General features: G+C 63.6%; 24 protein-coding genes. 17 read left to right on the top strand and 7 right to left on the bottom strand.

Annotated elements, in window-relative coordinates; all coding sequences use genetic code 11:
* Positions 1-49 precede the first annotated feature (49 nt).
* On the bottom strand, positions 50-1,471 hold the full coding sequence (locus tag ACLJEU_RS21610) for a glycosyltransferase (protein WP_414663827.1): 1,422 nt from the start codon (positions 1,469-1,471) through the stop codon (positions 50-52).
* A gap of 130 nt (positions 1,472-1,601) precedes the next feature.
* Here ACLJEU_RS21610 and ACLJEU_RS21605 point away from each other — a divergent pair, with 130 nt between their 5' ends.
* The 17 genes from ACLJEU_RS21605 (at position 1,602) to ACLJEU_RS21525 (ending at position 18,583) form a co-directional block, all read left to right on the top strand.
* The gene (locus tag ACLJEU_RS21605; protein ID WP_414663826.1) at positions 1,602-2,999 is read left to right on the top strand and encodes a TolC family protein; all 1,398 of its coding nucleotides are present in this window, start codon (positions 1,602-1,604) and stop codon (positions 2,997-2,999) included.
* The gene (locus ACLJEU_RS21600; RefSeq protein ID WP_414663825.1) at positions 2,986-4,113 is read left to right on the top strand and encodes an efflux RND transporter periplasmic adaptor subunit; all 1,128 of its coding nucleotides are present in this window, start codon (positions 2,986-2,988) and stop codon (positions 4,111-4,113) included. Before ACLJEU_RS21605 ends, ACLJEU_RS21600 begins: the two co-directional genes overlap by 14 nt.
* Positions 4,114-4,146: 33 nt before the next feature.
* Positions 4,147-5,391 carry an ABC transporter permease gene (locus tag ACLJEU_RS21595; RefSeq protein ID WP_414663824.1) on the top strand — a complete coding sequence of 415 codons (1,245 nt, stop codon included), beginning with the start codon at positions 4,147-4,149 and terminating at the stop codon, positions 5,389-5,391.
* A gap of 113 nt (positions 5,392-5,504) precedes the next feature.
* A complete protein-coding gene (locus tag ACLJEU_RS21590; protein ID WP_457795289.1) occupies positions 5,505-5,864 on the top strand; it encodes a four helix bundle protein in 360 nt (119 codons plus the stop codon).
* Between the two features lies 1 nt (position 5,865).
* Positions 5,866-6,588: an ABC transporter ATP-binding protein gene (locus ACLJEU_RS21585; RefSeq protein ID WP_414663822.1), complete on the top strand. Its 723-nt coding sequence runs from the start codon at positions 5,866-5,868 to the stop codon at positions 6,586-6,588.
* A gap of 321 nt (positions 6,589-6,909) precedes the next feature.
* A complete protein-coding gene (locus ACLJEU_RS21580) occupies positions 6,910-7,110 on the top strand; it encodes a hypothetical protein (RefSeq protein WP_414663821.1) in 201 nt (66 codons plus the stop codon).
* Between the two features lie 27 nt (positions 7,111-7,137).
* Positions 7,138-7,797 (top strand): cytochrome c3 family protein, encoded by a 660-nt coding sequence (locus ACLJEU_RS21575; RefSeq protein WP_414663820.1) that lies wholly within the window; start codon positions 7,138-7,140, stop codon positions 7,795-7,797.
* Entirely contained in the window at positions 7,794-11,252 is a 3,459-nt protein-coding gene (locus tag ACLJEU_RS21570) for a TAT-variant-translocated molybdopterin oxidoreductase (protein ID WP_414663819.1), read from the top strand. The genes ACLJEU_RS21575 and ACLJEU_RS21570 overlap by 4 nt, the downstream gene beginning before the upstream one ends.
* Positions 11,252-12,691: an NrfD/PsrC family molybdoenzyme membrane anchor subunit gene (nrfD, locus tag ACLJEU_RS21565; protein ID WP_414663818.1), complete on the top strand. Its 1,440-nt coding sequence runs from the start codon at positions 11,252-11,254 to the stop codon at positions 12,689-12,691. Before ACLJEU_RS21570 ends, nrfD begins: the two co-directional genes overlap by 1 nt.
* An 8-nt stretch (positions 12,692-12,699) precedes the next feature.
* On the top strand, positions 12,700-13,233 hold the full coding sequence (locus ACLJEU_RS21560; RefSeq protein WP_414663817.1) for a DUF3341 domain-containing protein: 534 nt from the start codon (positions 12,700-12,702) through the stop codon (positions 13,231-13,233).
* 2 nt (positions 13,234-13,235) lie between these two features.
* On the top strand, positions 13,236-13,874 hold the full coding sequence (locus ACLJEU_RS21555; RefSeq protein WP_414663816.1) for a c-type cytochrome: 639 nt from the start codon (positions 13,236-13,238) through the stop codon (positions 13,872-13,874).
* Positions 13,871-15,142, top strand: coding sequence for a hypothetical protein (locus ACLJEU_RS21550; protein ID WP_414663815.1), 1,272 nt, complete (start codon positions 13,871-13,873; stop codon positions 15,140-15,142). The genes ACLJEU_RS21555 and ACLJEU_RS21550 overlap by 4 nt, the downstream gene beginning before the upstream one ends.
* A complete protein-coding gene (locus ACLJEU_RS21545) occupies positions 15,135-15,482 on the top strand; it encodes a hypothetical protein (protein WP_414663814.1) in 348 nt (115 codons plus the stop codon). Before ACLJEU_RS21550 ends, ACLJEU_RS21545 begins: the two co-directional genes overlap by 8 nt.
* Before the next feature lie 13 nt (positions 15,483-15,495).
* Positions 15,496-16,929 carry a cbb3-type cytochrome c oxidase subunit I gene (locus tag ACLJEU_RS21540; protein WP_414663813.1) on the top strand — a complete coding sequence of 478 codons (1,434 nt, stop codon included), beginning with the start codon at positions 15,496-15,498 and terminating at the stop codon, positions 16,927-16,929.
* Positions 16,926-17,588, top strand: a complete 663-nt coding sequence (locus ACLJEU_RS21535) for a cbb3-type cytochrome c oxidase subunit II (RefSeq protein ID WP_414663812.1) — start codon at positions 16,926-16,928, stop codon at positions 17,586-17,588. The genes ACLJEU_RS21540 and ACLJEU_RS21535 overlap by 4 nt, the downstream gene beginning before the upstream one ends.
* Positions 17,585-18,256, top strand: a complete 672-nt coding sequence (locus tag ACLJEU_RS21530; RefSeq protein ID WP_414663811.1) for a c-type cytochrome — start codon at positions 17,585-17,587, stop codon at positions 18,254-18,256. The genes ACLJEU_RS21535 and ACLJEU_RS21530 overlap by 4 nt, the downstream gene beginning before the upstream one ends.
* 75 nt (positions 18,257-18,331) lie before the next feature.
* Complete coding sequence (locus ACLJEU_RS21525) at positions 18,332-18,583, top strand: hypothetical protein (RefSeq protein WP_414663810.1); 252 nt, start codon at positions 18,332-18,334, stop codon at positions 18,581-18,583.
* A gap of 6 nt (positions 18,584-18,589) precedes the next feature.
* On the opposite strand, the gene rfaD is transcribed toward ACLJEU_RS21525, so the two are convergent.
* The 6 genes from rfaD to ACLJEU_RS21495 all read right to left on the bottom strand — a co-directional run bounded on the left by rfaD (position 18,590) and on the right by ACLJEU_RS21495 (position 24,450).
* Complete coding sequence (gene rfaD / locus ACLJEU_RS21520; RefSeq protein WP_414663809.1) at positions 18,590-19,588, bottom strand: ADP-glyceromanno-heptose 6-epimerase; 999 nt, start codon at positions 19,586-19,588, stop codon at positions 18,590-18,592.
* Positions 19,589-19,688: 100 nt separating this feature from the next.
* Positions 19,689-20,495 carry a pyrroline-5-carboxylate reductase gene (proC, locus tag ACLJEU_RS21515; protein WP_414663808.1) on the bottom strand — a complete coding sequence of 269 codons (807 nt, stop codon included), beginning with the start codon at positions 20,493-20,495 and terminating at the stop codon, positions 19,689-19,691.
* 65 nt (positions 20,496-20,560) lie between these two features.
* Positions 20,561-21,688 (bottom strand): response regulator, encoded by a 1,128-nt coding sequence (locus ACLJEU_RS21510; protein WP_414663807.1) that lies wholly within the window; start codon positions 21,686-21,688, stop codon positions 20,561-20,563.
* A gap of 153 nt (positions 21,689-21,841) precedes the next feature.
* Positions 21,842-22,717, bottom strand: coding sequence for a bifunctional methylenetetrahydrofolate dehydrogenase/methenyltetrahydrofolate cyclohydrolase FolD (folD, locus tag ACLJEU_RS21505; protein ID WP_414663806.1), 876 nt, complete (start codon positions 22,715-22,717; stop codon positions 21,842-21,844).
* A gap of 94 nt (positions 22,718-22,811) precedes the next feature.
* Positions 22,812-23,645: a hypothetical protein gene (locus ACLJEU_RS21500; protein ID WP_414663805.1), complete on the bottom strand. Its 834-nt coding sequence runs from the start codon at positions 23,643-23,645 to the stop codon at positions 22,812-22,814.
* On the bottom strand, positions 23,635-24,450 hold the full coding sequence (locus ACLJEU_RS21495; RefSeq protein ID WP_414663804.1) for a pseudouridine synthase: 816 nt from the start codon (positions 24,448-24,450) through the stop codon (positions 23,635-23,637). Before ACLJEU_RS21495 ends, ACLJEU_RS21500 begins: the two co-directional genes overlap by 11 nt.
* Positions 24,451-24,609 lie beyond the last annotated feature (159 nt).

Here is a 24,609-nt window from a genome sequence, read left to right as displayed (position 1 = left end):
CTCATTCGCGTCCATTGGCGTTATTCGCGGGCAGCTGAATGGCCTCGGCTTAGACGAACTTCAGCTTTCGCGCCGCGAACCACACCATGCGCAGCAGGAGCACGCCGTGACGCCACCGTTGGATGTTGGTCGTGCCGTAGGTGCGCTCGCGGTAGCGGATCGGCACGTCGGCGATCTTCAGGTTCTGTTTTGCCGCGCCGAACAGCAGATCGAAATCGCCGAACGGATCGAAGTCGCCGAAGTAGGCGCGGTTCGCCGCGATCCGATCGTAGTTGGCCCGCGTGAGCACCTTCGTGCCGCAGAGCGTGTCCTTGACCGACTGGCCGAGCAGCCACGTGAAGATCAGGCCGAACGCCTTGTTCGCGCAGAGATTCAGGAACTGCATCGCCTTTTCGTCCATCGGGTACACGAGCCGGACGCCATTTGCGAATTCGGCGCGGCCGGTGGCGATCACGTCGAAGAACTTGGGCAACTCCTCGGGCGGCATCGTGAGATCCGCATCGAGGATCATGAGCACGTCGCCCGTCGCGACCGCGAAACCGGCGCGCACGGCATCGCCTTTGCCTTTGCCCGTCTGCTGGAGAATTTTGATTTTCCGCTGCGGATTTTCCGCCGCGACCCGCTGGATTTCTGCCCAGGTGTGATCGCGCGAGTGGCCTTCGACGAAGATCAACTCCGTGCCGCCGCCCATCTCGGGCGTGCGGGCGACCGCGGCGGGAATGTTGCCGGCCTCGTTGCGCGCCGGAATGATCACCGAAACGGTCAGCGGGATCGCGCCGCGGGCGAGTTCACGCCGTGCCACGAGAAAGACGGTGAGGCAGAACCACTGGAACAGCGGCCCCAGCCAGCGGTTCACGAAACTGCCCAGGCCGAGAGCGTGGAAAGGGACCAGGATCCGACCGTGGTGGCTCACCGGACTCCAGCCGGCGAGACGCAGGAGATTCAGGACGTCGGACGAGGCGAGCCAGCTGTTCTGCGGTTGCCGCGACTTCAGGCCAAGACCGCGGGCGAGGGAGAGCAGGGGACGCCAGAGGGTATTCTGGAAATTGACGATCAGCCGCGTCTGCGCGTGCGACACGGAGTGGAGCCGTTCGAAGAGGCGCTGAACGTCGGCGGCGAGATTGAGCGTGTCGGAAACGATGATGACGTCGAAGGTCTCGTTCAACTCGAGCAGCTCGCCCGCCTGTACAAGGAACTCGGCCTCGGGCAGTCGGGCGCGCGCGGCGGCAATCTGGGCGGGCGCGAGATCGATGCCGACCTTGCGGCGGGCGTGGATGCGCAAGAGGAGTTCACCGGAGCCGCAGCCGATCTCCAGTACACTGGCGTCGGCCGGAATCAGCAGATTGTAGTAATGCGCGAGCAGGGCGCGGTAGGCGCGGGCGCCGGCCTGGGGTTCCGTCGGAGCGGCATCATAAAACGCGCGAACGCGGTCGAGATGTTCACGGGCGAGTGCGGAAATGGCGGACGGCATGGAGGCGGCGGGCGCGCGAAGCGTGGAACTTCGGTGAGGTTGGCGGGCTCCCAAGTCGAGGCTCAAGACTTATGGGTTGCAATCACCGGTGAATTCCAGCGGTCTGACCCCTCGAATTTTTTGCTCATTCATGGTGTTTTCCGGCCTCACGTTCCAGCGCGTTGTTCTCCGCGCCGTGCTAGCGCTGCTCGCCGGTTCCTGTCTGCGCGCGCAACCCGCCGAGCTGGCCGGCACGATGCCGGAGGATTACCTGCCGGATCTGAAACGGATTCTCGCGACGGCGATGAATCGATCGCCGCTGGTCATCGCGCCGCTGTTCGAAATGGAACTGCGCGACATCTATCGCATTCGCGACCGGGCCGCGCGATTGCCCAGTCTGCGCGGCGATCTCAACTACGGTTCGACCGAGGTGTCGGAGTCGGGTAACAGCAGCTCGCGCAGTCGCGATCAGGGATTTTTCTACAACCTCGGCATGGGCCAGGCGCTGTATCACTGGGGTGCGCTGAAGAATCAGACTGCGATTTCCCGCATCAACCAGCTGATCGCGGCCAAGAGCTTTGAGAAGGCGTACCGCGAACTGGCGGTGCTGCTGCGCCAGTCGTATCTGACGCTGATTGTCCAGCAGGCGAAACTTCGGCAGGGACGCGAGGCGCTGCGCATCCAGGGTGAAAGTCTCGCCGTCATGCGGGAGCGCCTGGCGCTCGGCGGCGTCTCGTCGGCCGAAGTGGCCGGAGCGGAATTGGCAAAGCGGGAGGCGGATCTCGAGATCGCGAAACTCGACGCCGATTTGATCTCCGCCCGTCGCACCTTCGCGCGGCTGGCGGGGATCGGCGAGTTGTCCGAGGACGCGCTTCCGACGGACATTCCGCGGCCGGCTTTTTCCGCGGCGCTCGCCACCGTGCTGACCGCGACGCTGCTGCGGGATCACGCCGGCAGCACCTTGGAAGCGGAAATTTACGATTTGAAGATTCAGGAGGCGATGAAGCGCTATGACATCGCGAAGGTCGGGTTGCTGCCGAAGTTCAATCTCGGCGCCGGCTACAGTCTCGAGAACAACACCACGGTCAACGGCAACGCCGTCGGCCAGCGCGCTGTCGCCCGGCAGACGGTCAATGTTTCCGCCAATTGGAATATCTTCGACGGCTTCGCCACCCGCGCCGCCAAGCTCGAGGCCAAGCTCGCCCAGCGCTCGATGGCGGCCCGTCGCGAGGCGGAGTTGCAGGAATTGCTGGAGACCGTCCAAAGCCTCGAACGCCAGCTGAAGCTCGATGCCGAGCAGCTCGAACTCGTCGAGATCCGGCGTGGGATGGCCGTGGAGACGCGCCGTCGCGCCGAGGAGGAGGCCACGTTCGGCACGCTGCCGAAAGGCGACATCGAGCGGGCCCGGGTGGGCATTTTGCTCGCCGACGCCAAGGCGCTGGAGGCCCGCGCCGCGCTCCTGGTCCGCTGGAGCCAGTTCGTTGCGCTCGCCACCGACGACCCCGTCCTGAACTCTCTTTCCGTCCGCCATGCTCGTGAAAAAAAATAAAGGCAGCCTCCTCGTGAAGCTCGGCGTGGTGCTGGTGGTGCTCGCGGCCGTCGGCTTCGTCGTGTTCCGGAACCTTCAAGTCACGGCGCGCGTGAAGGCGGCGGAGCGCGGCAACGCGGTCGATGCCGTGACGGGTAGCGTGACGGTATCCGCCGACGGCGGCATCGTCGCACTCCCCAGCGAGGCAGCCGGCAAGGTCATCGCGACTAACATTGAACCGGGCAGTAGTTTCAAGAAAGGCGATCTCCTCGTGCAGCTCGATACCGCGGAGATCGAACGCCAGATTTCCGAAGCGGAACGGAAATACAAGGATGACAAGGCGCGCGCCAAAATGGTGCTCGAGAGCAATCCGGAGAAGATCATCGCAACCGAGAAACTCGAGACCGCGCGTCGCCTGAACACGTTGAACGTGGTGTCGGCCGACGACGTGAAGTCAGCTGAGCGCGCCCTCGAGGCCATCGAAGCGCGCCTGCGGCTGACTGAATTCGACACCAAGAAGGGCGACGTCGACTACAAGGTCGCGATGGACGATGCGCTGCTACGGAAGGAAAAAATGAGCGTGCGCGCGCCCTTCGACGGCACCGTCGACGGTGCGCTCACGTGGGAAGGCGCGTTGATCAGCAGCGGGCAGCCCGTCGCGATGATTTTCAAGCGGCAGCGCGTGGTCGCGGCGAAGATCAGCGAGGAAAAATTCGGCCGCGTCAAAGTGGGCCAGACCGCGCGGCTCCGGTTGCTGACGTATGGCACCCAGGAATATGAAGCGAAGGTCTCGAAGCTGCTGCCAACGGCGGACGATGCGCAACGGTTCACCGTCTACCTCGACGTGAAGGTCGACGACATCGAGCAGCTCAAGCCGAACAGCACCGGCGAAGTCACCATCACGGTGGATCAGCGATCGAACCAGGTGATGATTCCGCGCCGGGCGTTGTTCGACAGCAACAAGGTCTTCGTGGTGACGAACGGTCGCGTGCAGAAGCGCGAAGTGGACGTCGGTTTTGTGGCGCTGAACGTGACCGAGATTCGGAAGGGCGTGGAGCCCGGCGAACTGGTGGTCGTCGACACGCTCGAGGCGTTTCGTGACGGCCAGAGCGTGCGGGTTGAGGTCATCAAGTGACGCCCTGAGCGCCGACGGTTCGATCCTTCTGTGATGTCGCCCAATCTTCGTATCGCCTACCGTTTTCTCACGGCGAAGAAGCGGGCCATGTTCATGAGCCTGTCGTGCACCGTGCTCGGCGTGGGTCTGTTCATCGTCACGCAGGCGACGACGAGCGGCTTCGAGCGTTTCTTCATCAAGGTGATCCTCGGCATCAACGGCGCGATCCGGATCGACGACAAGATTCAGGACACGCAGCGCAGCATGGCGGCCGCAGGCGCGAGCGACTCGTATTTCGCGCAGGAGGAAGGCGTGAAGTACATCGAGGGCGTGGAGGAACCGGCGCGGATCATGGAAGCGCTGCGGGAGTTCGAGAACGTCCGCGGAATTTCGGCCGTGGTGAACGGCGTCGTGCAGATCACCAGCTCATTCAAGACGGAGAACTCGCCGCAGGTCTTCGGGATCAATCTCGAGGATCACCTGCAGGTGTCGGATCTCGGCGAGCAGATCACGAGCGGTTCGCTCGATACCTTTCGCGAGACGCGCAACGGCGTGCTGATGGGCCGCGTGCTGGCGGATCGGCTGCAGATTGGCCGCGGCGACTCGATCGTCATTGCCGTGCGCGGCCAGTCACGGCGGTTTCGCGTCGCAGCCATTTACGAGACCGGTTACCGGGACGTCGACAAGACGAACGTCTACCTGCACATGAGCGAGGCGCGGTCGCTGTTGAAGAAGCCGACCGGCGCGACCTTCCTGCAGATAGGCCTGCACAATCCGGACCGTGCGCCGGAGGATGCGAAGCGGATGGTGGAGATTCTGCGCCACAAGGCGACGTCGTGGCAGGAGCGCGAGGTCACGTGGCTGGCGGTGTTCAAGGCGCTGCGCGTCTCGACGGCGATCACGGTCACGGTTTTCACGCTCATCGCGAGTCTGGCGATGTTCAACACGCTCGCGATGATCGTCCTCGAGAAAACCAAGGACATCGCGATCCTGCGTTCGATGGGTTACGAGCGGCAGGACATCACGCGGATCTTTCTCTGGCAGGCGGGCATCGTGCTGGCGATCGGGGCCGCGATCGGCGCGCTGTTCGGCTGGGCGGTGACGTGGCTCGTGGAACAGGTGCCGCTCCCCATCAACGGTATCTTCAAGACCGATCACTTCATCGTGGTGCGCGATCCCAACCATTACTTCGCGGCCGTCGCGACCGCCGTGGTGATGGTGATGATCGCGAGCCTGATCCCCGCCCGCCGCGCCGCGCGGCTCGAGCCGGGTGACATCGTGAGAGGAACGGCGCAGTAGCGCGGGCGCAGCCCGCGCGGGAGAAGGGGGAAGGGAGAAAGGAGAAGGAACGGTACTTTGGTTTGGTGGAAACAGGGAGTGATGATTTTTCGAGTGAACGCCTGATGGAGTGCATGGAAATAGACACGTTTGAAAAGCTGGAGATTTGGCAGGAGGCGGTGGCGCTGGCGGTGGGAATTTACGCCGGCTTTCGGCTCTGTGCTGACCGGGAGTTCAAGACGCAGCTGCAACGCGCGGCCGTTTCGATTTCGAGTAACATTGCGGAAGGTTATGAGCGCACCTCGAATCCCGAATTCATCCGGTTCCTCGACATTGCTCGCGGCTCCTGTGGCGAAGTCAGGTCGCAGCTACACGTGGCGTTGCGTGTACAGTTGCTTTCCGAAGCGCCAGCGCTGTCACTGATTCTTGACGCCCGCCGCCTCTCGAAACGAATTGCCCGTCTGATGATCGTCCGTCGCCAGGATTTTGCCTGAAATGCCCGATCCTTCTTCCTTCTCCCTTCGCCCTTCTCCCACCGGCGCGTCTGCGCCGGTCCTGCGCTGCACTGATCTGCATCGTTACCTCGGACACGATGAAGGGCGCGTGCACGTGTTGAAAGGCGTGTCGTTCGAGGCGCAGCGGGGGCAGGTGTATGCGATTGTCGGCCCTTCGGGCTGCGGGAAGAGCACGCTGCTCTATTTGCTCGGGTTGCTCGACCAGGCGGATGGCGGGCAGATCGAGATCAATGGCCGGGTGATGTCCAACAGTGACGACGTCGCCCGCACCGCGGCCCGGGGCGAGCACATCGGCTTCGTATTTCAGTTTCACTTCCTGATGCTCGAGTTCTCGGCCCTGGAGAATGTCATGATGCCGATGCGAAAACTGGGCCGGCTCGATCCCGCGGCGATGAAGGCGAGGGCGCACTCGCTGCTGGAGTCGGTGGGGCTGGGGGCCAAAACCCACCGCCTGGGCACCCAGCTCTCGGGTGGCGAACAGCAACGCGTGGCGATCGCCCGGGCGCTCGCGAATGCTCCGGCGATTCTGCTTGCCGACGAACCGACAGGAAATCTGGACGTCAAGAACTCGAGTCTGGTCTTCGATTTGCTGACCCGGCTGGCGAAAGAGCAGGGGCAGGCGGTGATATTAGTAACGCACAACCCGGAAATCGCGCAGCGCTGTGATTTCACGCGGCCGATGCGCGACGGGCTCTTTGTTTAGCGGCGGGGATTCAGGCTGGGCGGAGGTTGCCCACGGAACACACGGAATACACGGAAGAGGAGCGAAGGAGTCGTTTCTTCCTCTGTGGCGTGTGAGCTCACGCGCGGCGAAGGCCCGAACCCGACTCCGACTTTTCCGTGTGTTCCGTGTGTTCCGTGGGCCACACTCAGTCCCTGTAATGAGCCTGATAAGCGCCAGCGCTTCCGGTCGCCGTTGGCACTAATTTCACTTCTTCGCAAATTTCCCGGGTAAATTTTGGTTTACAAGCGAAACGCCGCTCCCTTGTTTCGGCAGCGATTTCGTCCTCTCCCACCACTTCCCGTGACCCACAACTCAACGCGAAAGCATTTCTTCGCCAAGCTGCTCGGAGTTGTCGCGGCGACGAGCATGCTCCCGAAACTGTTTTCCCAGTCAGTCTCAGCAGCGGCCACCGGCACGTCGGGAGCTGCGGCCTCGACGCCGGCACCGCAGTTCAAGCTGCGCCATGACGCGCGTGCGGTCGCCCGCCGCGATTCGGTTTAATCGGCATCGCCGGACCCTCTTTCGCACATGTCGAAACTCTTTCCGAAGTCGGCGAACAAGCTGCCCCTCCAGATCATCGTTTATCTGGTGGTGCTGGCGGGCATAGCCACGGCGGGCGTCACCTACTACATGACGCCGAAGTACACGCGGGTGGGCTACGCACCGGTGCAGCCGGTGCCGTTCAGCCACGCGAAGCACGTGCAGGAAGTCGGTCTCGACTGCCGTTATTGTCATTCGAACGTCGAGAAGTCGGGCCATTCGAATGTGCCGTCGTCGCAGACGTGCATGAACTGTCACTCGATCATCAAGGCCAACAGCCCGTTGCTGGCTCCGGTGCGCGAGAGCTACGCCAACAACACGCCGGTGCCGTGGGTCTGGATCCACCAGACGCCGGACTACGCCTATTTCAACCACGCGGCGCACGTGAACCGCGGCGTTTCCTGCGTGGAGTGCCACGGCAAGGTGAACGAAATGGACACCGTGACACACACGCAGCCGCTGAGCATGGCGTTCTGCATCGAGTGTCACCGCAATCCGGAAGCGCGCATTCGCGACCCGAAGGATATCTTCAATCTCGATTCCAAACGTCTGGCCGAACAGGGCGCCGCCGGTGAGAAGACCGCGGCCAAGTTCGTGCACGATTGGAAGGTCAAACCTCCTCAGAGCTGCTCCGGCTGCCATCGATGAAACGTAAATTTGATCATTCCGCACCTTCCGGCAGCGAGCAGCTGACGGGCCCGAAATACTGGCGCAGCCTTGACGAGCTGGCCGGCACGCCCGGGTTCAAGGCGCAGCTCGAACGGGAGTTTCCCGAGGGCGCAGACAGCATCGAGGGTGTCGATCGCCGACACTTCATGAAGATCATGGCGGCGTCGTTTGCCCTCGGAGGCGTTGGCCTCGCGGGTTGCCGCCGGCCCGAGAAGTTCATTCTTCCCTACGGCAAGTCCGTCGAAGGCATCATTCCCGGCCTGCCCTCGTATTACGCGACCGCGATGCCGCTGCGCAAATGGGCGCTGCCGCTGCTTGCCGAGACCCACCAGGGCCGGCCCACGAAGCTCGAAGGCAATCCGACCTACGCTCCGCACGGCGGCGCGGCGTCGTTGATCGCCCAAGCTTCGATTCTCGATTTGTACGATCCCGATCGGGCGACCGCGCACACGAAGGGCGCGATGACGCTCAAGCGCGATCAGGTGGACCAGCTGCTGGCGACCATCTCCCAGAATTATTCCGGTGCGCAGGGCGGGGGACTCGCGTTCCTCGCGGAAGAGTCTTCTTCGCCGACGCGCCGCCGGCTGGTGGCCGCGTTGCGGGCCAAGTTTCCCCGCGCGATCTGGAGCGAGTACGAGCCGATCAGCGACGAACCGCCGGTGGCGGCCGCGCAGACGGCGTTCGGTGCCGCGGTGAAACCGTTGTACAACCTCGCCCGCGCTTCCCGTGTGGTGTCGATCGAGTCGGATTTCATGCAGTCGGAGGCGGGCAGTCTCTACTACGCCCGGGCGTTTGCGTCCGGCCGTCGCGTGACGAAGAAGGAAGACCCGATGAACCGCCTTTATGTGGCGGAGAGCGGCCTGAGCCTCACGGGCAGCATGGCGGATCACCGGATCCGCCTCGCCAGCAGCCACGCGCTCGCGTTCGTCGCGAAACTCGCGTCGGCCGTATACCCGCAGGCGGCGGAAGCCTTGGCGCCGTACGCGCAGGGTCTGAACGTCCCGCAGAAGTGGATCGACGAGTGCGCGGCGGACTTGGTGGCGAACAAGGGTTCGGCGCTGGTCGTGGCCGGTTCGCACCTCCCGGCCGAAGTGCACGCGCTCGTGCATGGGATCAATTCCGCGCTCGACGCAATCGGTTCGACCGTCACGTACGTTCCGGCGGAAGCGACGCCCGGCGTGACCTCGATCACGGGCCTGGCCACGGCGATCAAGAGCGGTTCGATCAAGACCCTCGTTATTCTCGGCGGCAATCCCGCGTACAACGCCCCCGTTGATCTCGAGTGGGCCACTCTGCAGAAGTCGGTACCGGAGGTCGTTCGCCTCGGTTACTATGCCGACGAGACCACGGCGGTGAATCCGACCGCCACGACGCACCTTGCGTCCGCGCATTATCTCGAATCGTGGGGCGATGCCCGCGCGATTGACGGCACCGTGCTGCCGATTCAGCCGATGATCCTCCCGCTGTTTGGCGGCCTGACGGACATCGAAGTGATCGCGCGCCTCGCCGGGGAAAAGAATCCCGATCCGTACGCGTTGGTGTCCGCCACGATCACCGGCCTGGCCGGGGCGGGCGCGACGACGGAAGCGACGATGGCCAAGTTTCTCCACGACGGCGTGCTGGCGGGTTCGGCTTATCGGCCGGTCTCGGTCCGGTTCAACGTCGATGCCGTCAGCAAGTCGCTCGGTGCGGCGAAGCCGGTCGTGGCGTTCAGCGCCGCGAATCTCGAGGTGCGCTTCGTGACCGACGCCAAGATGGACGACGGCCGCTTTGCCAACAATGGCTGGCTGCAGGAGTGCCCGGATCCGATCACCAAGATTTCCTGGGACAACGCGATTCTCGTCAGCCCGAAGCTCGGCAAGGAGCTGGGCATCGATCCCAAGGGCTCGCTGATTCAAGTCGCGCGCAAGGAAGAGGCCGAGTTCGTGATGGGCAAGGAGAACGCGCCCGTGTTCGAACTGACCGTCGACGGCCGCAAGATTCGCGGCCCGCTGCACATTCAGCCGGGTCTGGCCAATTACACCGTGATCGTCCCGCTCGGCTACGGCCGCACGGTGTCGGGTCACGTCGGCATGGGTGCCGGCTTCAACGCCTATCCGCTGCGCACGTCGGCCGCGATGTACGTCGCGACGGGCGGCAAGCTCACCACCACCGGGACGCGCGCCAAGCTGGCGAACACGCAGGAGCACTGGTCGATGGAAGGCCGCGACATCATTCGCGAGGCCAACTACGAGGGTGCGAACAGCTACAAGGAAAATCCCGCGTACGTTAACACCATCGGCATGGAGTCCCATGCGCCGAGCAATCTGGGTGAGTACGGCGAGAAGATGTCGCAGCAGGAGCGCGCGACGCAGATTCCCCGCGGCAACTCGCTTTATTCGACGCCGAAGTTCGACGGCCTGCACCAGTGGGGCATGTCGATCGATCTCAACACCTGCATCGGCTGCAACGCCTGCGTGGTGGCGTGTCAGGCGGAAAACAACATTCCGATCGTCGGCAAGGACCAGGTCATGCGCGGTCGTGAGATGCACTGGATCCGCATCGACCGTTATTACTCCACCGGCGACATCGACGCCGAGGCGTTTGGCGGCGAGGGCAATAAGAAGCTGCCCGGCGACTCCGACGATCCGACGGCCCCGGTGCAGGTTTCTCTGCAACCGATGACCTGCGTGCACTGCGAGCTCGCCCCGTGCGAGACGGTGTGCCCGGTCAACGCCACGGTGCACGACGAGGAGGGCCTCAATGTGATGGCCTACAATCGCTGCATCGGCACCCGCTATTGCGCGAACAATTGTCCGTACAAGGTCCGCCGCTTTAATTTCTTCGACTGGAATCAACGCTCGCTCGACAGCCTCTACCTGGGCCAGCTCGCCGACTTCGGTATGCCGGAACTCGTGAAGATGGCGAAGAACCCCGAGGTCACCGTTCGCATGCGCGGCGTGATGGAAAAGTGCACGTACTGCGTGCAACGGATCCAGAACGGCAAGATTCAGCACAAGGTGAAGATGGCGCAGGCCGGTCGCCCCGGTGACGTCGAGGTTCCGGATGGCACCATCAAGACGGCGTGCCAGCAGACCTGCCCGGTCGACGCGATCGCCTTCGGCAACATCCTCGACAAGGGGAGCGCCGTGGTGAAAGCCAAGTCGCGTGGCCAGGACTACGCGGTGCTCGGCTACCTCAACATTCGTCCGCGCACGACCTACTCCGGCAAGTTGCGGAATCCGAATCCCAAGATGCCCGACTATCAGGCGCTGCCGCTCAGCCGCATCGAGTACGACAAGAAGAACGTCCCGCAGTCGCACGACAGCCACGGCGGCGGTCACGATGCGCACGGTGCTCCGGCACCCGCGCCGGGCCATGAAAAGAAGGCGGAAAAGAAAGCGGGCGGCCACGGCGCGCTCGAAGCCTTCAAACAGTTGGGAGGACTTAGCTAATGGCTCACGCAGCTGATCACGCCGCCGACGGGCCGGCCATTCTCCGGGAGGTCAAGCCTGCGGTGCTCCCGCGCGCCGTCCTCGTCGAAAACAACCGCAGCTTCTCTTGGATCACCGAGAAGATTTGCGGCATCATCGAAGGCAAGACCCCCGCTTGGTGGTGGGTGTGCTTCGTTCTGGCCTGCTTCGTCGCCTCGTTCACGGTCGGCGGCATCACCTACCTCGTCGCCACGGGCGTCGGCGTGTGGGGCCATGCCAACCCGGTCAACTGGGCGTGGGACATCGTCAACTTCGTCTTCTGGATCGGTATCGGCCATGCCGGTACGCTCATCTCCGCGATTCTGTGTTTGCTGCGCCAGAAGTGGCGCACGTCGATCAATCGCGCCGCCGAGGCCATGACGATCTTCGCGGTCGTTTGCGCCGCGATCTTCCCCGTGTTCCACGTCGGTCGCGTCTGGTACGCTTGGTATCTCTTCCCGATCCCGAACTCGAACGTCATCTGGCAGAACTTCCGTTCGCCGCTCGAGTGGGACGTCTTCGCCGTCTCGACCTACGGTACGGTCTCGGTGCTGTTCTGGTACATCGGCCTGATTCCCGACCTCGCGGTGTTGCGTGACCGGTTCTACGCGGCGGGTAACAAATTCCGCTCGTTCCTCTACGGTTTGTTCGCGATGGGCTGGCGCGGTTCGAACCGCCACTGGAGCAACTACGAGATGGCCTACCTGATTCTGGCCGGTATCTCGACGCCCCTCGTGCTCTCGGTGCACACCATCGTTTCGTTCGACTTCGCGGTGTCGCTGCTCCCGGGCTGGCACACGACCATCTTTCCGCCGTACTTCGTCGCAGGTGCCATCTTCTCCGGCTTCGGCATGGTGCTGACGCTGATGCTGCCGCTCCGGGCCATCTACGGGCTCAAGGATCTGATTACGCAGTACCACATCGACTGCATGTGCAAGGTCACGTTGGCGACCGGCACCATCGTCGGCTACGCCTACGCGATGGAGTTCTTCATCGCGTGGTACGGCGCGAATCCGTACGAGGGCTTCGCCTTCATCAATCGCGCGTTTGGCCACTATGCCTGGGCTTACTGGATCATGATCTCGTGCAACGTGATCACGCCGCAGTTCTTCTGGTTCAAGGCGGTCCGCAACAACACCACGCTCGTCTGGGTGCTCTCGATCTTCGTCAACGTCGGCATGTGGTTCGAGCGCTTCGTCATCATCGTGACGTCCCTCGCCCGCGACTTCCTGCCGTCAAGTTGGGGTTACTACAGCCCCTCGATCGTGGAAATCTTCACCTTCTTCGGCACCTTCGGCGTCTTCTCGGTGCTCTTCCTCCTCTTCATTCGCTTCCTGCCGGTCATGCCGATGGCCGAACTCAAGGCGGTCACGCCGCAGGCTGACGTTCACGGCGGGCACGGCCCGGCGGAGAAGCACTAATCACGACCATGGCTGCACAACCTTACGGCCTGATCGCCACCTTCGAAACGGCGCCCGAGCTCTACCACGCGGCGGAGCAGGTGCGCGACTCCGGCTATCGCTTCTGGGACTGCATCACGCCGTTCCCGGTCCACGGCCTCGACAAGGCCATGGGGCTGAAACGCTCCATCGTCCCGCGTATTTCGCTCGCGGGCGGCATCACCGGTTTCTGCACCGGCATGACCATGATCTGGTGGACGGGCATGTTTGACTACCCGCTCATCGTGGGTGGCAAGCCGCTCTTCAGCCCGATGTTCGCGTTTCCGGTGAGCTACGAGCTCACGATTCTCTTCACCGCCTTCGCGACCATCATCGGCATGTTCGTGGTGAACGGACTTCCGATGCATTATCATCCCGTGCTCAAGTACGACCAGATTCGTCGCGGCATGGACGATACGTTCTTCATTGTGATCGAGGCGCGCGACCCGCGCTTCAATCTCGCCAACACCAAGGCCCTCCTCGAGAAGGCCGGCGGCAAGGCCATCACAGAGCTGGAGCCCTGAGCATGCGCCACGTCTATCTCATCACCCTCTTTGTCTGCGTGCTGGCCGTGTCGGTCCTCGGATTTCGCGGCACCACGTTCACGGCGCCGCCGATGGATGTCTTCCCCGAGTGGGCCTTCCCCGGCATGAAGCACCAGCCGAAGTTCCGCCCCCAGTCCGAGAGCGTCTTCTTCGCCGACGGCCGCTCCGATCGCGTTCCGCCCGCGCACACCGTGGCGCGCGGCATGTTGCGCGAGGACGATCACCTTTATCGCGGCAAGGATGCCGCCGGCGCGTTTGTCGCGGGCATCCCCGCGGCCTTGACCGTCGACGGCAAGTTCCTCGAGCGCGGACGTGACCGTTATCAGATTTACTGCGCGCCGTGCCACAGTGCCACGGGTGACGGCAACGGCATCACCAAGCGTTACGGCATGGGTGCCACGCCGAGTTATCACGATCCCCGTCTGCGCACCATGGCGGAAGGTGAAATCTACAACACCATCACGAACGGCAAAAACACCATGATGCCCTACGCGGACAAACTCGTCCCCGAGGACCGCTGGGCCGTTGTCGCCTACGTGCGCGCCCTCCAGCGCGCTCAACTGGGCAAGGCCACCGACGTCGCTGACGCCGCCGCCAAAACCTCTCTCGGCATCCAATGAGTTCCCACGCTGCAACCGCACCCGCGGCTCTTCCGGCTGACTCCACCGCATCCGCGGCGGGCAAGGCACTCATGATCGGCTTCGTCGGCATTGCGCTGACCTTGGTCGGACTCTTCGTCTCGGGCGCGCCCAAGGTGGCGCTCTCGTGGCTCGTGGGCGTCACGTTCTGGACCGCGATCGCGATCGGCATGCTGATGCTGATCCTCATTCATCACATCTTCGATGCCTCCTGGTCGACGGTGATCCGGCGTCAGTTCGAACACGGTCTCTCCGCCTTCAAATGGCTGGGACTGCTGTTCCTGCCGCTCGTGCTCGCCTCGTTCTTCTACCAGCGCGACATCATCTGGCCTTGGTTGAACCTCGGTCACGAGCTTCACGGCGGCCACACCGTCGGCCACGACCCGCTCTATCTGAAGAAGGCCAGCTTCCTCAGTCCCGGCATGTTCATCGGCATGACCGCGGCGTTCTTTGTGATCTGGATGTGGCTCTCGGCCCGCCTGCGCAAGGCGTCGTTCAGCCAGGACGCCGATGGCGATCTCAAGTGGACGTTCATGAATCGCGTGACGGCGGCGATGGGTCTGCCGCTCGGCGCCCTGACGCTCACGTTCGCGGCGATCTACTGGATCAAGTCCCTCGAGTACCACTGGTTCTCCACGATGTACGGCGTGTGGTTCTTCGCGAACTGCGTCCGCGGTGCACTGGCGATCGGCATCATCATCATGGTGTGGCTCTGGAATCGCGGTGACCTGAAGGGCGTGCTCAACACGAACCATTTTCACAGCATCGGCATGCTGCTCCTCGCGTTCACCGTCTTCTGGGCGTACGTGACCTTCTCGCAGTACTTCCTGATCTGGAACGCCAACGTGCCCGAGGAAACGTTTTGGTACAACCTGCGTGAGTTGAACCACGACGGTTCCACGAATCAGTGGTGGTACGTCGGTCTCCTGATTCTGTTCGGCCACTTCTTCGTGCCGTTCTTCGCGCTGCTCTCGTATCGCTTCAAGGTCACGCACCACATCATCCGGCGCATCGCGTTCTGGACGCTCTCCATCGTGCTCGTTGACCTGTGCTACAACATTCTGCCGGTGCTCAAGGACAGCCACGGCGACTCCCTTCCGTTCCTTGGCCTCAATCTGGTCTGGGTCCTGACGTCGGTTGTCGGCGTCGGCGGCGTCTGCGTCTGGGCCTACCTCCGCAGCTTCCCGACCACCAAGCTCATTCCGATTCGCGACCCGCGCATTGGTGAGAGCCTCACGCACCATGAGTGATCTTCCCGCCACGCCGGCCCGGCCGGTCTCGCTCTTCACGATCGTTTTCCTGTTCGGCGTCTTCGCCGCGTTTCTGCTCGTGCTGCGATATTTCTATCACCCGACGACGGTGTCGACGTTCAACGCCGCGCCCGAGAACCTGACCAAGGAACTCGAGTGGCGGGCGACGCAGGATTCACGGCGCAAGACGCTGACCGAGCTGCGCGAGAAGGAAGCGAAGCAGGCGACCAGCTACGCGTGGGTCGACAAGAACACCGGCGTGGTGCAGCTCCCCATCGATCGCGCCATGGAACTGACGGCACGGGATCTGGCCTCGAAGCAGCCCGCGCGCGGCAAATAATAAATTATCCGAGATGATTAACGCCCCGACCAACGCCGGTTCGGCTGAAGTCACTGCCATCGATACCCAAGCGCGCGGCCCGTTGCTGCTGCTCCTGGGGTCGGGTGTGGTGTGGCTCGTCGTCAGCGGCATCCTCGCGCTCATCACGTCGATCCAGCTGCACTCGCCGCACTTTTTTGCCGACTGCTCGTGGTTCACGTTCGGACGCTCGCAGGCGCTGCGCGAAACGACCTTTGTCTACGGCTGGGCGGCCAACGCCGGTCTGGCGATTGCCCTCTGGGTGATGGGCCGGCTCGGCGGTTATCCGCTGCGCGCCCTCAATTGGACCGTGGTCGGCACGCTGTTCTGGAACACGGCCATCGCGGCCGGGCTCATCGGCATCGCGACCGGTGACATGACGTCCTTCTCGCTGCTGCAGATGCCGCGTTACGTGCAGCCGCTCCTCGTCGTCGCCTATGCCTCGATTGGCATCTCGGGCGTGCTCGCCTGGTCCGGTCGCAAGACCGACGGCACGTACGCTTCGCAGTGGTACGGTATCGCCGCTCTTTTCCTTTTCCCCTGGCTGCTCTGCGCCGCGCAGGCCGTTCTCCTGTGGTGGCCCGTTCGCGGCACCGTGCAGGCGATTGCCGCGGGCTGGTACACGCAGGGTGTCTGGTCCCTCTGGCTGTCGCCGCTCGCGCTCGTCGGTGCGTATTACATCGTGCCGAAAGTGGCGGGCCGGGTGCTGCCTTCCTATGACTCTGCCCCGCTCGGTTTCTGGACGCTGATTTTCGTCGGCGCGTGGACGGGTGGCCGTCACCTGATCGGCGGCCCGGTCCCGGCGTGGATCGCCACCATGGCGGTCGTGAGCGCGGGTCTGTTGGTGTTCCACTATCTCGTGGTCGCGCTGAATTTCCGCATCGTGTTTTCCGCCTCGGGCAACGCGATCAAGTTCATCCGCACCGGTCTCATTGCGTATTTCCTGGTGGGCGCGTTCGAGTTCATCACCTCGTTCCGTGCCATCGCCGTCGGGACTCAATTCACCTTTGTCGCCAGCGCGATCGAGCAGCTCGGCATCTATGGTGGCATCTCGATGATGTTCTTCGGTGCGATGTACTTCATGGTGCCGCGTTTGACCGGCCGGGCCTGGGCTTATCCGGGCATGGTGACGGGCCATCGGGTCGTCGTGACGCTCGGCATCGCGCTGTCGATCGCCGCGCTGACCTACGCGGGCATCACCCAAGGTGAAGGCCTGCTCGACCCGAAGTCGTCGTTTGCGCAGATCTTCGGCGCCGTGAGTGTGCCGCTGCTGATCAACAGCGGGGCGCAGCTCCTGCTGTTGAGTGCCAATCTTCTGCTCCTCGTCAATTTCCTGCGGAGTGCGTGCGAGAGCTGCTGTGCAGCCACCCCCGCCACCGCTGAGTCCCTGTTCCGGCAGGCTTCCAAACTGGAGGCGCACGCGTCATGAAAAACGGCCCGCTCTTTCTTCTCGGCCTCTTTGTCGCGCTGGTCATTTCGTTTGGCGGCGTCGTGCTGGGCTCGCATGCGCAGCTCGGCCGCCTGACGCCGTACTACGACGACACCGAGGGCTCAGCGTTCCCGCTACGGAGCGCTGGCATCGCGTCCCGCGGGCAGCTCGTTTACGCGGATCTTGGTTGCGCCTCGTGCCACACCCAGCAGGTCCGCCGTCCTGATTATGGCAGCGACCAGGCGCGCGGCTGGGGTGACCGTCAGAGCGTCGCCCGCGATTACATTCACCAGGCTCGCCCGCAGCTCGGAGCGTCTCGCTTCGGTCCGGATCTCGCGAACTACGGCGCGCGCAAGCCCACGGAAGAGGGCATCCTGCGCATCCTGTACCTCGGCGCGGCCACACATCCGAGTTACAAGTTCCTTTTCAACGAAAAGAAGATCGACGGCGAACAGTCGGCCAAGGCCCTCGCCTTGGTCGCTCCCTACGCGCCAGCCCCGGGTTATCAGATTGTGCCGACCGAGCGCGCCCTGACCTTGGCCGCGTATCTGCTGAATTCGAACAACGCTTACGAGTATCCCGAGGCGCGTCCGATGGCGCCGGAGAAGAAGGCCGCCGCACCTGACGCGAAAGCCAAGGCGGGAGAGACCAAGAAATGAGCACGCCGTCCCAACCCGATTCCAGCGTCGACCAGGCCGCGGTCACCGACGAGAGCCTGCTCGCTGCGCATGAAAAATTGCTCGGCCAGCAGCCCGATGAGAAGGCGCATTACCGGCTGATGCCGTTGAACCTGCTTTTCATCTTCAGCGGACTGATCTTTTTCGGCGGCACCTATCTGGGCCGTTACGCCGGTCATTTCGATCCCCGCGTGTTCAACGAAAACCAGCTCCACGCCCCGGGCAGCGGTCCGGCCGCCGCCGTGGTCGCGGATCCCTTCGAGGTCGGTCGCAAACTCTATAACAACGCCGCCTGTAATACGTGTCACCAGCCGACCGGCGTGGGCGTGCCCGGCGCGATTCCGCCGTTGTTCGAGTCCGACTGGGTCGCCGGATCGGACGAGCGTCTGATTCGCATCGTGCTTCACGGTATCCAGGGACCGATCAAGGTCAGCGGCGTCGACTACAATTCCGCCATGCCGGCCTTCGGCCGGGTCGCCGGTTCCGGTTACAACTGGTCCGACGACAAGGTCGCCGCGGTTCTCACCTACATCCGCAAGGAGTGGGGCAAGAAGACCGAGCCGATCACCGCTGAGGCCGTGGCCGCGGTCCGCACCAAGGAAGGCGATCGCAAGCCCTGGCTGGCCGCGGAGCTCGAGAAGATCCCGTAACGCGAGCCTGCGCTCGCCCCGAGTTTGGGTTTTCAGCCCGCTTGCCTCCCGGCGGCGGGCTGGTTTCATTTTGAAGTGGCCCGTGAATTCAATCCCGAGACGGTGCATCTGGCCGAGTTGCAGGCTCGGCTGGGTGCCGCGCCCTTCGTTCCCTTCCGCATCGTGCTGTCGAGCGGCAAGACCTACGAAATTCCGACGCCCGATCACCTTTCCATCACGCGACTCTTACGCCGCGTCTCCGTGGAGTACGACGACGGCACGGCCGCGTACATCACGCTGCTGCACATTACCGCGATCGAGCCCCTCTCCCCGGCCGGCACAGCGTAGCTGACGCTACTCGCCGAGCTTCTTTGCCGGCGCCATATAGCCCTGCACGTAGTCACGCACGGCCTCCGTCAGCGGCGTCATCGGGCGCATGTAACCGCTGCCGACCAGCTTGGCGACGTCGGCTTGGGTGAAGTATTGGTACTTGCCGCGGAGGATTTCGGGCATGTCGACGAAATCGATCTGCGGATCCCGGCCCAGCGCCGCGAAGATCGCGCGGGTCAGCGTGAGCCAGGTGTTGGCCTGGCCGCTGCCGAGATTGAAAAGTCCACCAGCGGTCGTGGCTTTCTCGGCGAAGTGCAGCGTCATCTCCACTGCATCCTTCACGTACAGGAAGTCGCGCAATTGCTCGCCGTCCTTGAACTCGGGTTTGTGGCTCCGGAAAAGCTGCACGCGGCCGTTGGCGAGGATCTGCTGGTAGGCCTTGTTCACGAGCGAACGCATGTCGCCCTTGTGATCCTCATTGGGACCAAAAACGTTGAAGTATTTCACCCCTACGATCCGCGATAGCCAGCCGACGCGTTGGGCGTGCAGATCGAAGAGGTGCTTCGAGTAGCCGTACATGTTCAGCGGCCGCAACCGGCTGAGATCCTCGCTCTTGTCGTCCATGCCCTGGGCGCCGTCGCCGTAGGTGGCCGCGGACGAGGCGTAGATGAAGCGCGCGCCCTGCGCGAGCGACCACGCTGCGAGTTCCTTGGTGTAGCCGTAATTGTTGTCAGCCAGATAGCCGGCATCCTTCTCGGTCGTGGCTGAGCAGGCACCGAGATGAAACACCGCGGAGAAACGTCCATGTGCGCTGGCCACCTGCGCGAGCGTGCGCCGAAACTCACCGGCATCGACGTAGTCCGCGAATTTCAGCGGCACGAGATTCTTCCACTTTTCGTCGGTGCCAAGAATGTCGGTCACGACAATATCGGTGTGCCCGCGCTGATTGAGCGCCCACACGAGCGCGCTGCCGATGAAGCCGGCGCCACCGGTGACGAGAATGCGGCCGTCGAGGGAACTCATGGTTGAGGGAGAGACTGCAAGGGTTTGACTGGGACCGCGACCGCCCCCGGTCGCAATCGTCCGGAGGCGACCGGGGGCGGTCGCGGTCCCGGGAGGGAAATCAACTGTCCTTCGACAACTCCTTCGACCGGGCGGTGGCGGCGAGGACCGTCTCGCGGATCAACCCGCGGAAGTCACCGGCCTTCAGCCGCTGCAGCCCGGCATAGGTCGTGCCGTTGGGCGAGGTGACCTGGTCGCGCAACGTCTCCGGTTCGATCGCCTTGCGGGCCAGCAGGCGCGCGGAACCGAGCAGGGTTTCGACGGCGAGTTTCTCCGCGGCGGCTCGGGTCAATCCCGCAGCCACGCCGGCATCGCGCAACGCGGCCGCAAATTCGAACACATACGCCGGGCCGCTCCCGCTCAGGCCGGTCACGGCGTCGAGATCGTTCTCTGGCACTTCCACCGACTGCCCGAGGGCGTCGAGCAGGGTTTTCACGTTCGCGCGATCGGCATCGGACAGGGGATCGCGCGAACACCACGCCGTGATGCCCGCGCCGATCTGGCCCGGGGTGTTGGGCATCGTGCGCACGACGTTGCGCGCGCGCGGGAACGCCCGGTTGAGACTCGAAAGGCGTTTGCCGGCGAGGATCGACACGACGAGTTTGCCGGCGGTCCAGTCGGCGAAACGCGGATCAGCTTCGGCCAAGTGCTGTGGCTTGAACGCGACCAGCAGTGTGTCGAAGTCTATCGTCAGCGCCTCGAGCGTGCCGGCGGCGGCGATGCCGGTGCGGGCGGCGAGCGTGGCCGCCGTGGTGTCGGCACCACCGTAGCAGATGAGATCGGCGGGTGCGGCGGCCTTCTGGCCGAGCAGGCCTTCGACGAAGGCGGACGCCATGTTGCCGGCACCGAGGAATGCGATTTTGGGCATGAAAAGGGGAGGCGGAGCCGGCGGACGCGGCCACGTCGATTAACGACGCGGCGAACCGCGCGGGATCAGTCGGTCATTTTCTTCACCTTGCGGTCGATCGGATGCGTCAGCAACGCCGTCGCGCCACGGCCGGGTGTATCCATCATCGTGACTTCGCCGCCGAGGTTGCGCAGCGCGTGCCGGGCGACCGTCAGGCCCATGCCGACGCCCACCGTGTTCTTCGTGCTCACGAACGGCTCGAACATCTTGTCGCGGATATCCGGATCCATCCCGCGGCCGTGGTCGATGATCCGGATCTCGACGAATTTTCCGTCGTCGGTTTTTTCCATGACCGAGGTGCGGATGACTACGGGCCGCGGGTCGGTCACCTTGTTCTCGTACGACTCCCACGCGTTGATCAGCACCTTGGCGAGCACCTCCTCGACGATTTCGTAATTCGTATCGATCATCAGATCGCCCAGCGGATTCTCGATCGTGATGGGCGCGGTGAGCCGGTACTCTTGGTGAAAGCGACTCACGCCGCCCTCGAGGATCTTTTGGAGGCTGGCCTTGATGAACGGCGGCCGCGATTTCACCACGAGCGTGCTGAGTTGCTTGATGATCGTGACGATCCGGCCGACGGCGTCCTCGACGTGCTGCACGTTCTTTCGGACCTGTTCCGGCTTGTCGTAGTAGGCCTTGACCAGATCGAGGTAACCGATGACGACGCCGAGGAGATTGTTGAGATTGTGCGCGATGCCCTGCGTGACGGCGCCGATGGTCGCGGCCTTGCGCGACTCCTCGAGCCGGCGGGTCAGGTCCAGCACTTGGCGGTTGATTTGGACGAACCGCAGCTGCGTTTGCACCCGGGCCAGGGTCTCATCGAGATCGATCGGCTTCGTGATGTAGTCGACGGCGCCGACGTTCAGGCCCTCGAGTTTGCTCTCCTTGGTGGAACGCGCCGTGATGAAGATGATCGGGATGCCGCGGGTGTCTTCGCTCGCCTGCAGTCGCTGGCACACCTCGATGCCGTCCATGTCGGGCATCATGACATCGAGCAGAATCAAATCCGGCTTGTCCTTGCGCACAAGGTCCAGCGCCTCGAGTCCCGTGTAGGCGGCCGAAATCCGAATCCCCTCCCGCTCCAGCTTCCGTTTTAGCAGCTGGACGTTAATGGGTTGGTCATCGACGACCAGGATCGAAGGGGCGGCCATTTGGTGGGGGAAGAAATACGAATGCCGACCGTGGTGCAAGCCGGGCGAGGGGCGGGAAGAAGTTGAAGGGTGAAAGTTGAAGGTTGAAAGCCCTGAAGCGGTCGCATTCACCGTTCAACCTACACCGTTCAACCTCCACGGGCTGCCGCCGCGTCACGCCTGGCCGCGCTGGCGATAGGCTTTGACGGTGTTCTTCATGAGCATGGCGACGGTCATTGGACCGACGCCGCCGGGCACCGGCGTGATCTTGGCGCACAACGGAGCGACGCTCTCGAAATGCACGTCGCCGGTCAGGCGGTAACCGGTTTTCTTGGACGCGTCCGGCACGCGGTTGATGCCGACGTCGATCACGACGGCGCCCGGCTTCACCATGTCGGCGGACACGAATTCCGGCCGGCCGATCGCGGCGATCAGGACATCGGCCTGCCGCGTGATGCCAGGCAGGTTCGTGGTGGCCGAGTGGCAGATCGTGACCGTGCCGTTCGCGCCGGCTTTTTTCTGCAGCGCGAGCAACGCGACCGGTTTGCCGACGATGAGGGAGCGGCCGAGCACGACCACGTGCTTGCCCTTCAGGTCGACGCCGCTGCGTGCGAGCAACTCCATGATGCCGGCGGGCGTGCAGGCGACGAAGCCCGTTTCATCCTCCTGCGCGACCTTGCCGAGGTTGAGCGTGTTGAAGCCATCGACGTCCTTTTCCGGCGCGACCCGGCGAAACACGCCGACCTCGTCGATGTGTTTCGGCAGTGGCGACTGCACGAGAATGCCGTCGACGGTCGGGTCGGCGTTGAGATCGTCGAGCAGCGCGAACAGCTCCGCCTGGGAAATTGAAACGGGCGGCAGGATGATCCGGCTCGTTACTCCGATCTCGGCGGCGGTCTTTTCCTTTTTCCGCACGTACGAGACCGAGGCGGGATCCTCGCCGACGCGCACCAGCGCGATGCAGGGTTTGCGGCCGGAGAACGTGGCGACTTCGGCCTTGAGCTCGGCGATGATGGCTGCGGCGACTTGATTACCGTCGATGAGATCCATGGAAAACGTTCGCCCGCGAATCACACGAATGGTCGCGAATGATGAAAAAGCATTCGCGAGAATCGCGTGATTCGCGGGCGGAAGGGTTCGAGTCTTACTTCAGTTGCAGTGACTCGACCATGATCACGATGTCCTTGCTGTCCGGGACCGGCTTCGCGCCGCCGAACACCACGACATTGTGGTCGATGTATTTTTCAATCTGCTCGGTCAGGAGCAGCTTGGAGATATCGATGTACGCGTAACGCTTCCCCGCATCGTCATTCAACGCGTAGTCGTACGGCCGGCGCGGGGCGAAGGCGCGTTTCGTGGCGACGAAGCGGCCGGCAAACTGCCGGGGCAGCACGCTGACGCCGCCGTCGCCGAGATTGAGCATCGGTGCGGCCTGGCCTGCGACGGCCGAGCCGTAGACGCCCGGCGACGCCGGGGCCGGCGACATCGGGGCGGGGGCGGCGGCCGGAACGGGCTTCGGGGCCGGTGCCTGGGCGACCGGCGCATTCACCTGGATGTAGCCGACGATTTTCTTTTCGAGCGAAAGCTGCGTCCATTTGCCGCGGAGGCCGGTGATCTTCGCGTTGTCACCGCGTTCGGCGATCGCGAGGACGCCGGCGTCGGCCCTGGGCGCGAGCCGCAGCGCGACGCCCGGCTTCGGATCGAGGCTCTTGGTCAGTTCCTTGTTTTCCACGTAGCACTCGAACGGGCCGTTGAGTTCGATCGCCATCCAGCCGGCCGGCGCGAGGCCGGAGGTGGCGGGAACGGGATCGGTGCCGGCCTTCAGGTAACTGATGGCGGGCGACGCGGCCTCAGGCTTGGTGTGCACCGCGGTCGTGGCGGTGAGGGGCGCCGCGTGCAGGTGCAGCGCGGAGGACAACGCGAGCCCGATGACGAGGCTCAGGGCAGGACGGGCGGTGCGGAGGAGTTTAATCTTCATCGACGGAACGGGTGGAGGCGGAGGCTTTTTTGGCGTTGGAGACTTCGAACGCGGCGCGCGGTGTGTGTGGATTCTGGAAAAGCAATTCGACGTCCTTGCTAGAAAGGACCTTTCCGGCCCGCAACGGGATTCCCTTCAGTTGGAGCGCGCCAATCTGGTAACGCCGCAGACGCTTCACGTCATAGCCGAGCGTCGTGAATACCTGGCGGATTTCGCGCTTCTTGCCGTGGTGCATGTGCACATCGAGATCGGTGGACGCCTGGGCGGCACCGGGGTTGATGAGCGCAGCGCGTTCGACCTTCATCCGTTCGCCTTCGACCACCACGCCCCGGATGAGTTGCGTCATCCGGCTCGCGGGAAACGGAGCCTTCAGCACGACGTGATACCGCTTCGTCACCACATTCGACGGGTGCATCAGCCGGTTCGCCAGATCGCCGTCGGTCGTGAGGATCACGAGGCCTTCGCTGTCGAGGTCGAGCCGGCCGGCGCAGAAAAAGCGAAACTTGGAGAACTCGCGCGGCAGCAACTCGAAGACCGTCGCGGCGTGGTGCGGGTCGTCGTTGGAACAGACCAGGCCGCGGGGTTTGTTGACCGCGACCGTGATGCGCGGCTGGGCGGTGGTGCGCACGACCTTTCCGCTCACGGCGACCTTGTCGACGCCCGGGTTAACCTTCTGTCCAAGAGTGGCGACCTTGCCATTCACCCAGACTTCGCCCTGCGCGATCAACGCCTCCGCCGCGCGCCGGGAACAAACCCCGGCGTCGGCGATGAATTTCTGCACGCGAATCGGCTCGGCTGATGCCATGAACCAAATGGGCGGCAAATCACCGACCGCTGCAAGCCTGCCGGTGAAAGAGTGAGGCGGAGGTGCGGGCGGCGCGCGGTCGCTTCAAACCTGCAGGAGGGACGCCTGCGCTCCGAGGTGGAAACCGGCTTGCATGGGATCGGGGTGGCTCGCTTCATC

It is taken from the genome of Terrisphaera buseokensis (assembly GCF_047521145.2).
In the GTDB taxonomy this organism is placed as follows: domain Bacteria; phylum Verrucomicrobiota; class Verrucomicrobiia; order Opitutales; family Opitutaceae; genus ER46.
Note: the sequence above shows the minus strand (reverse complement) of the source record. Positions and strands in the feature narration are given on the sequence as shown.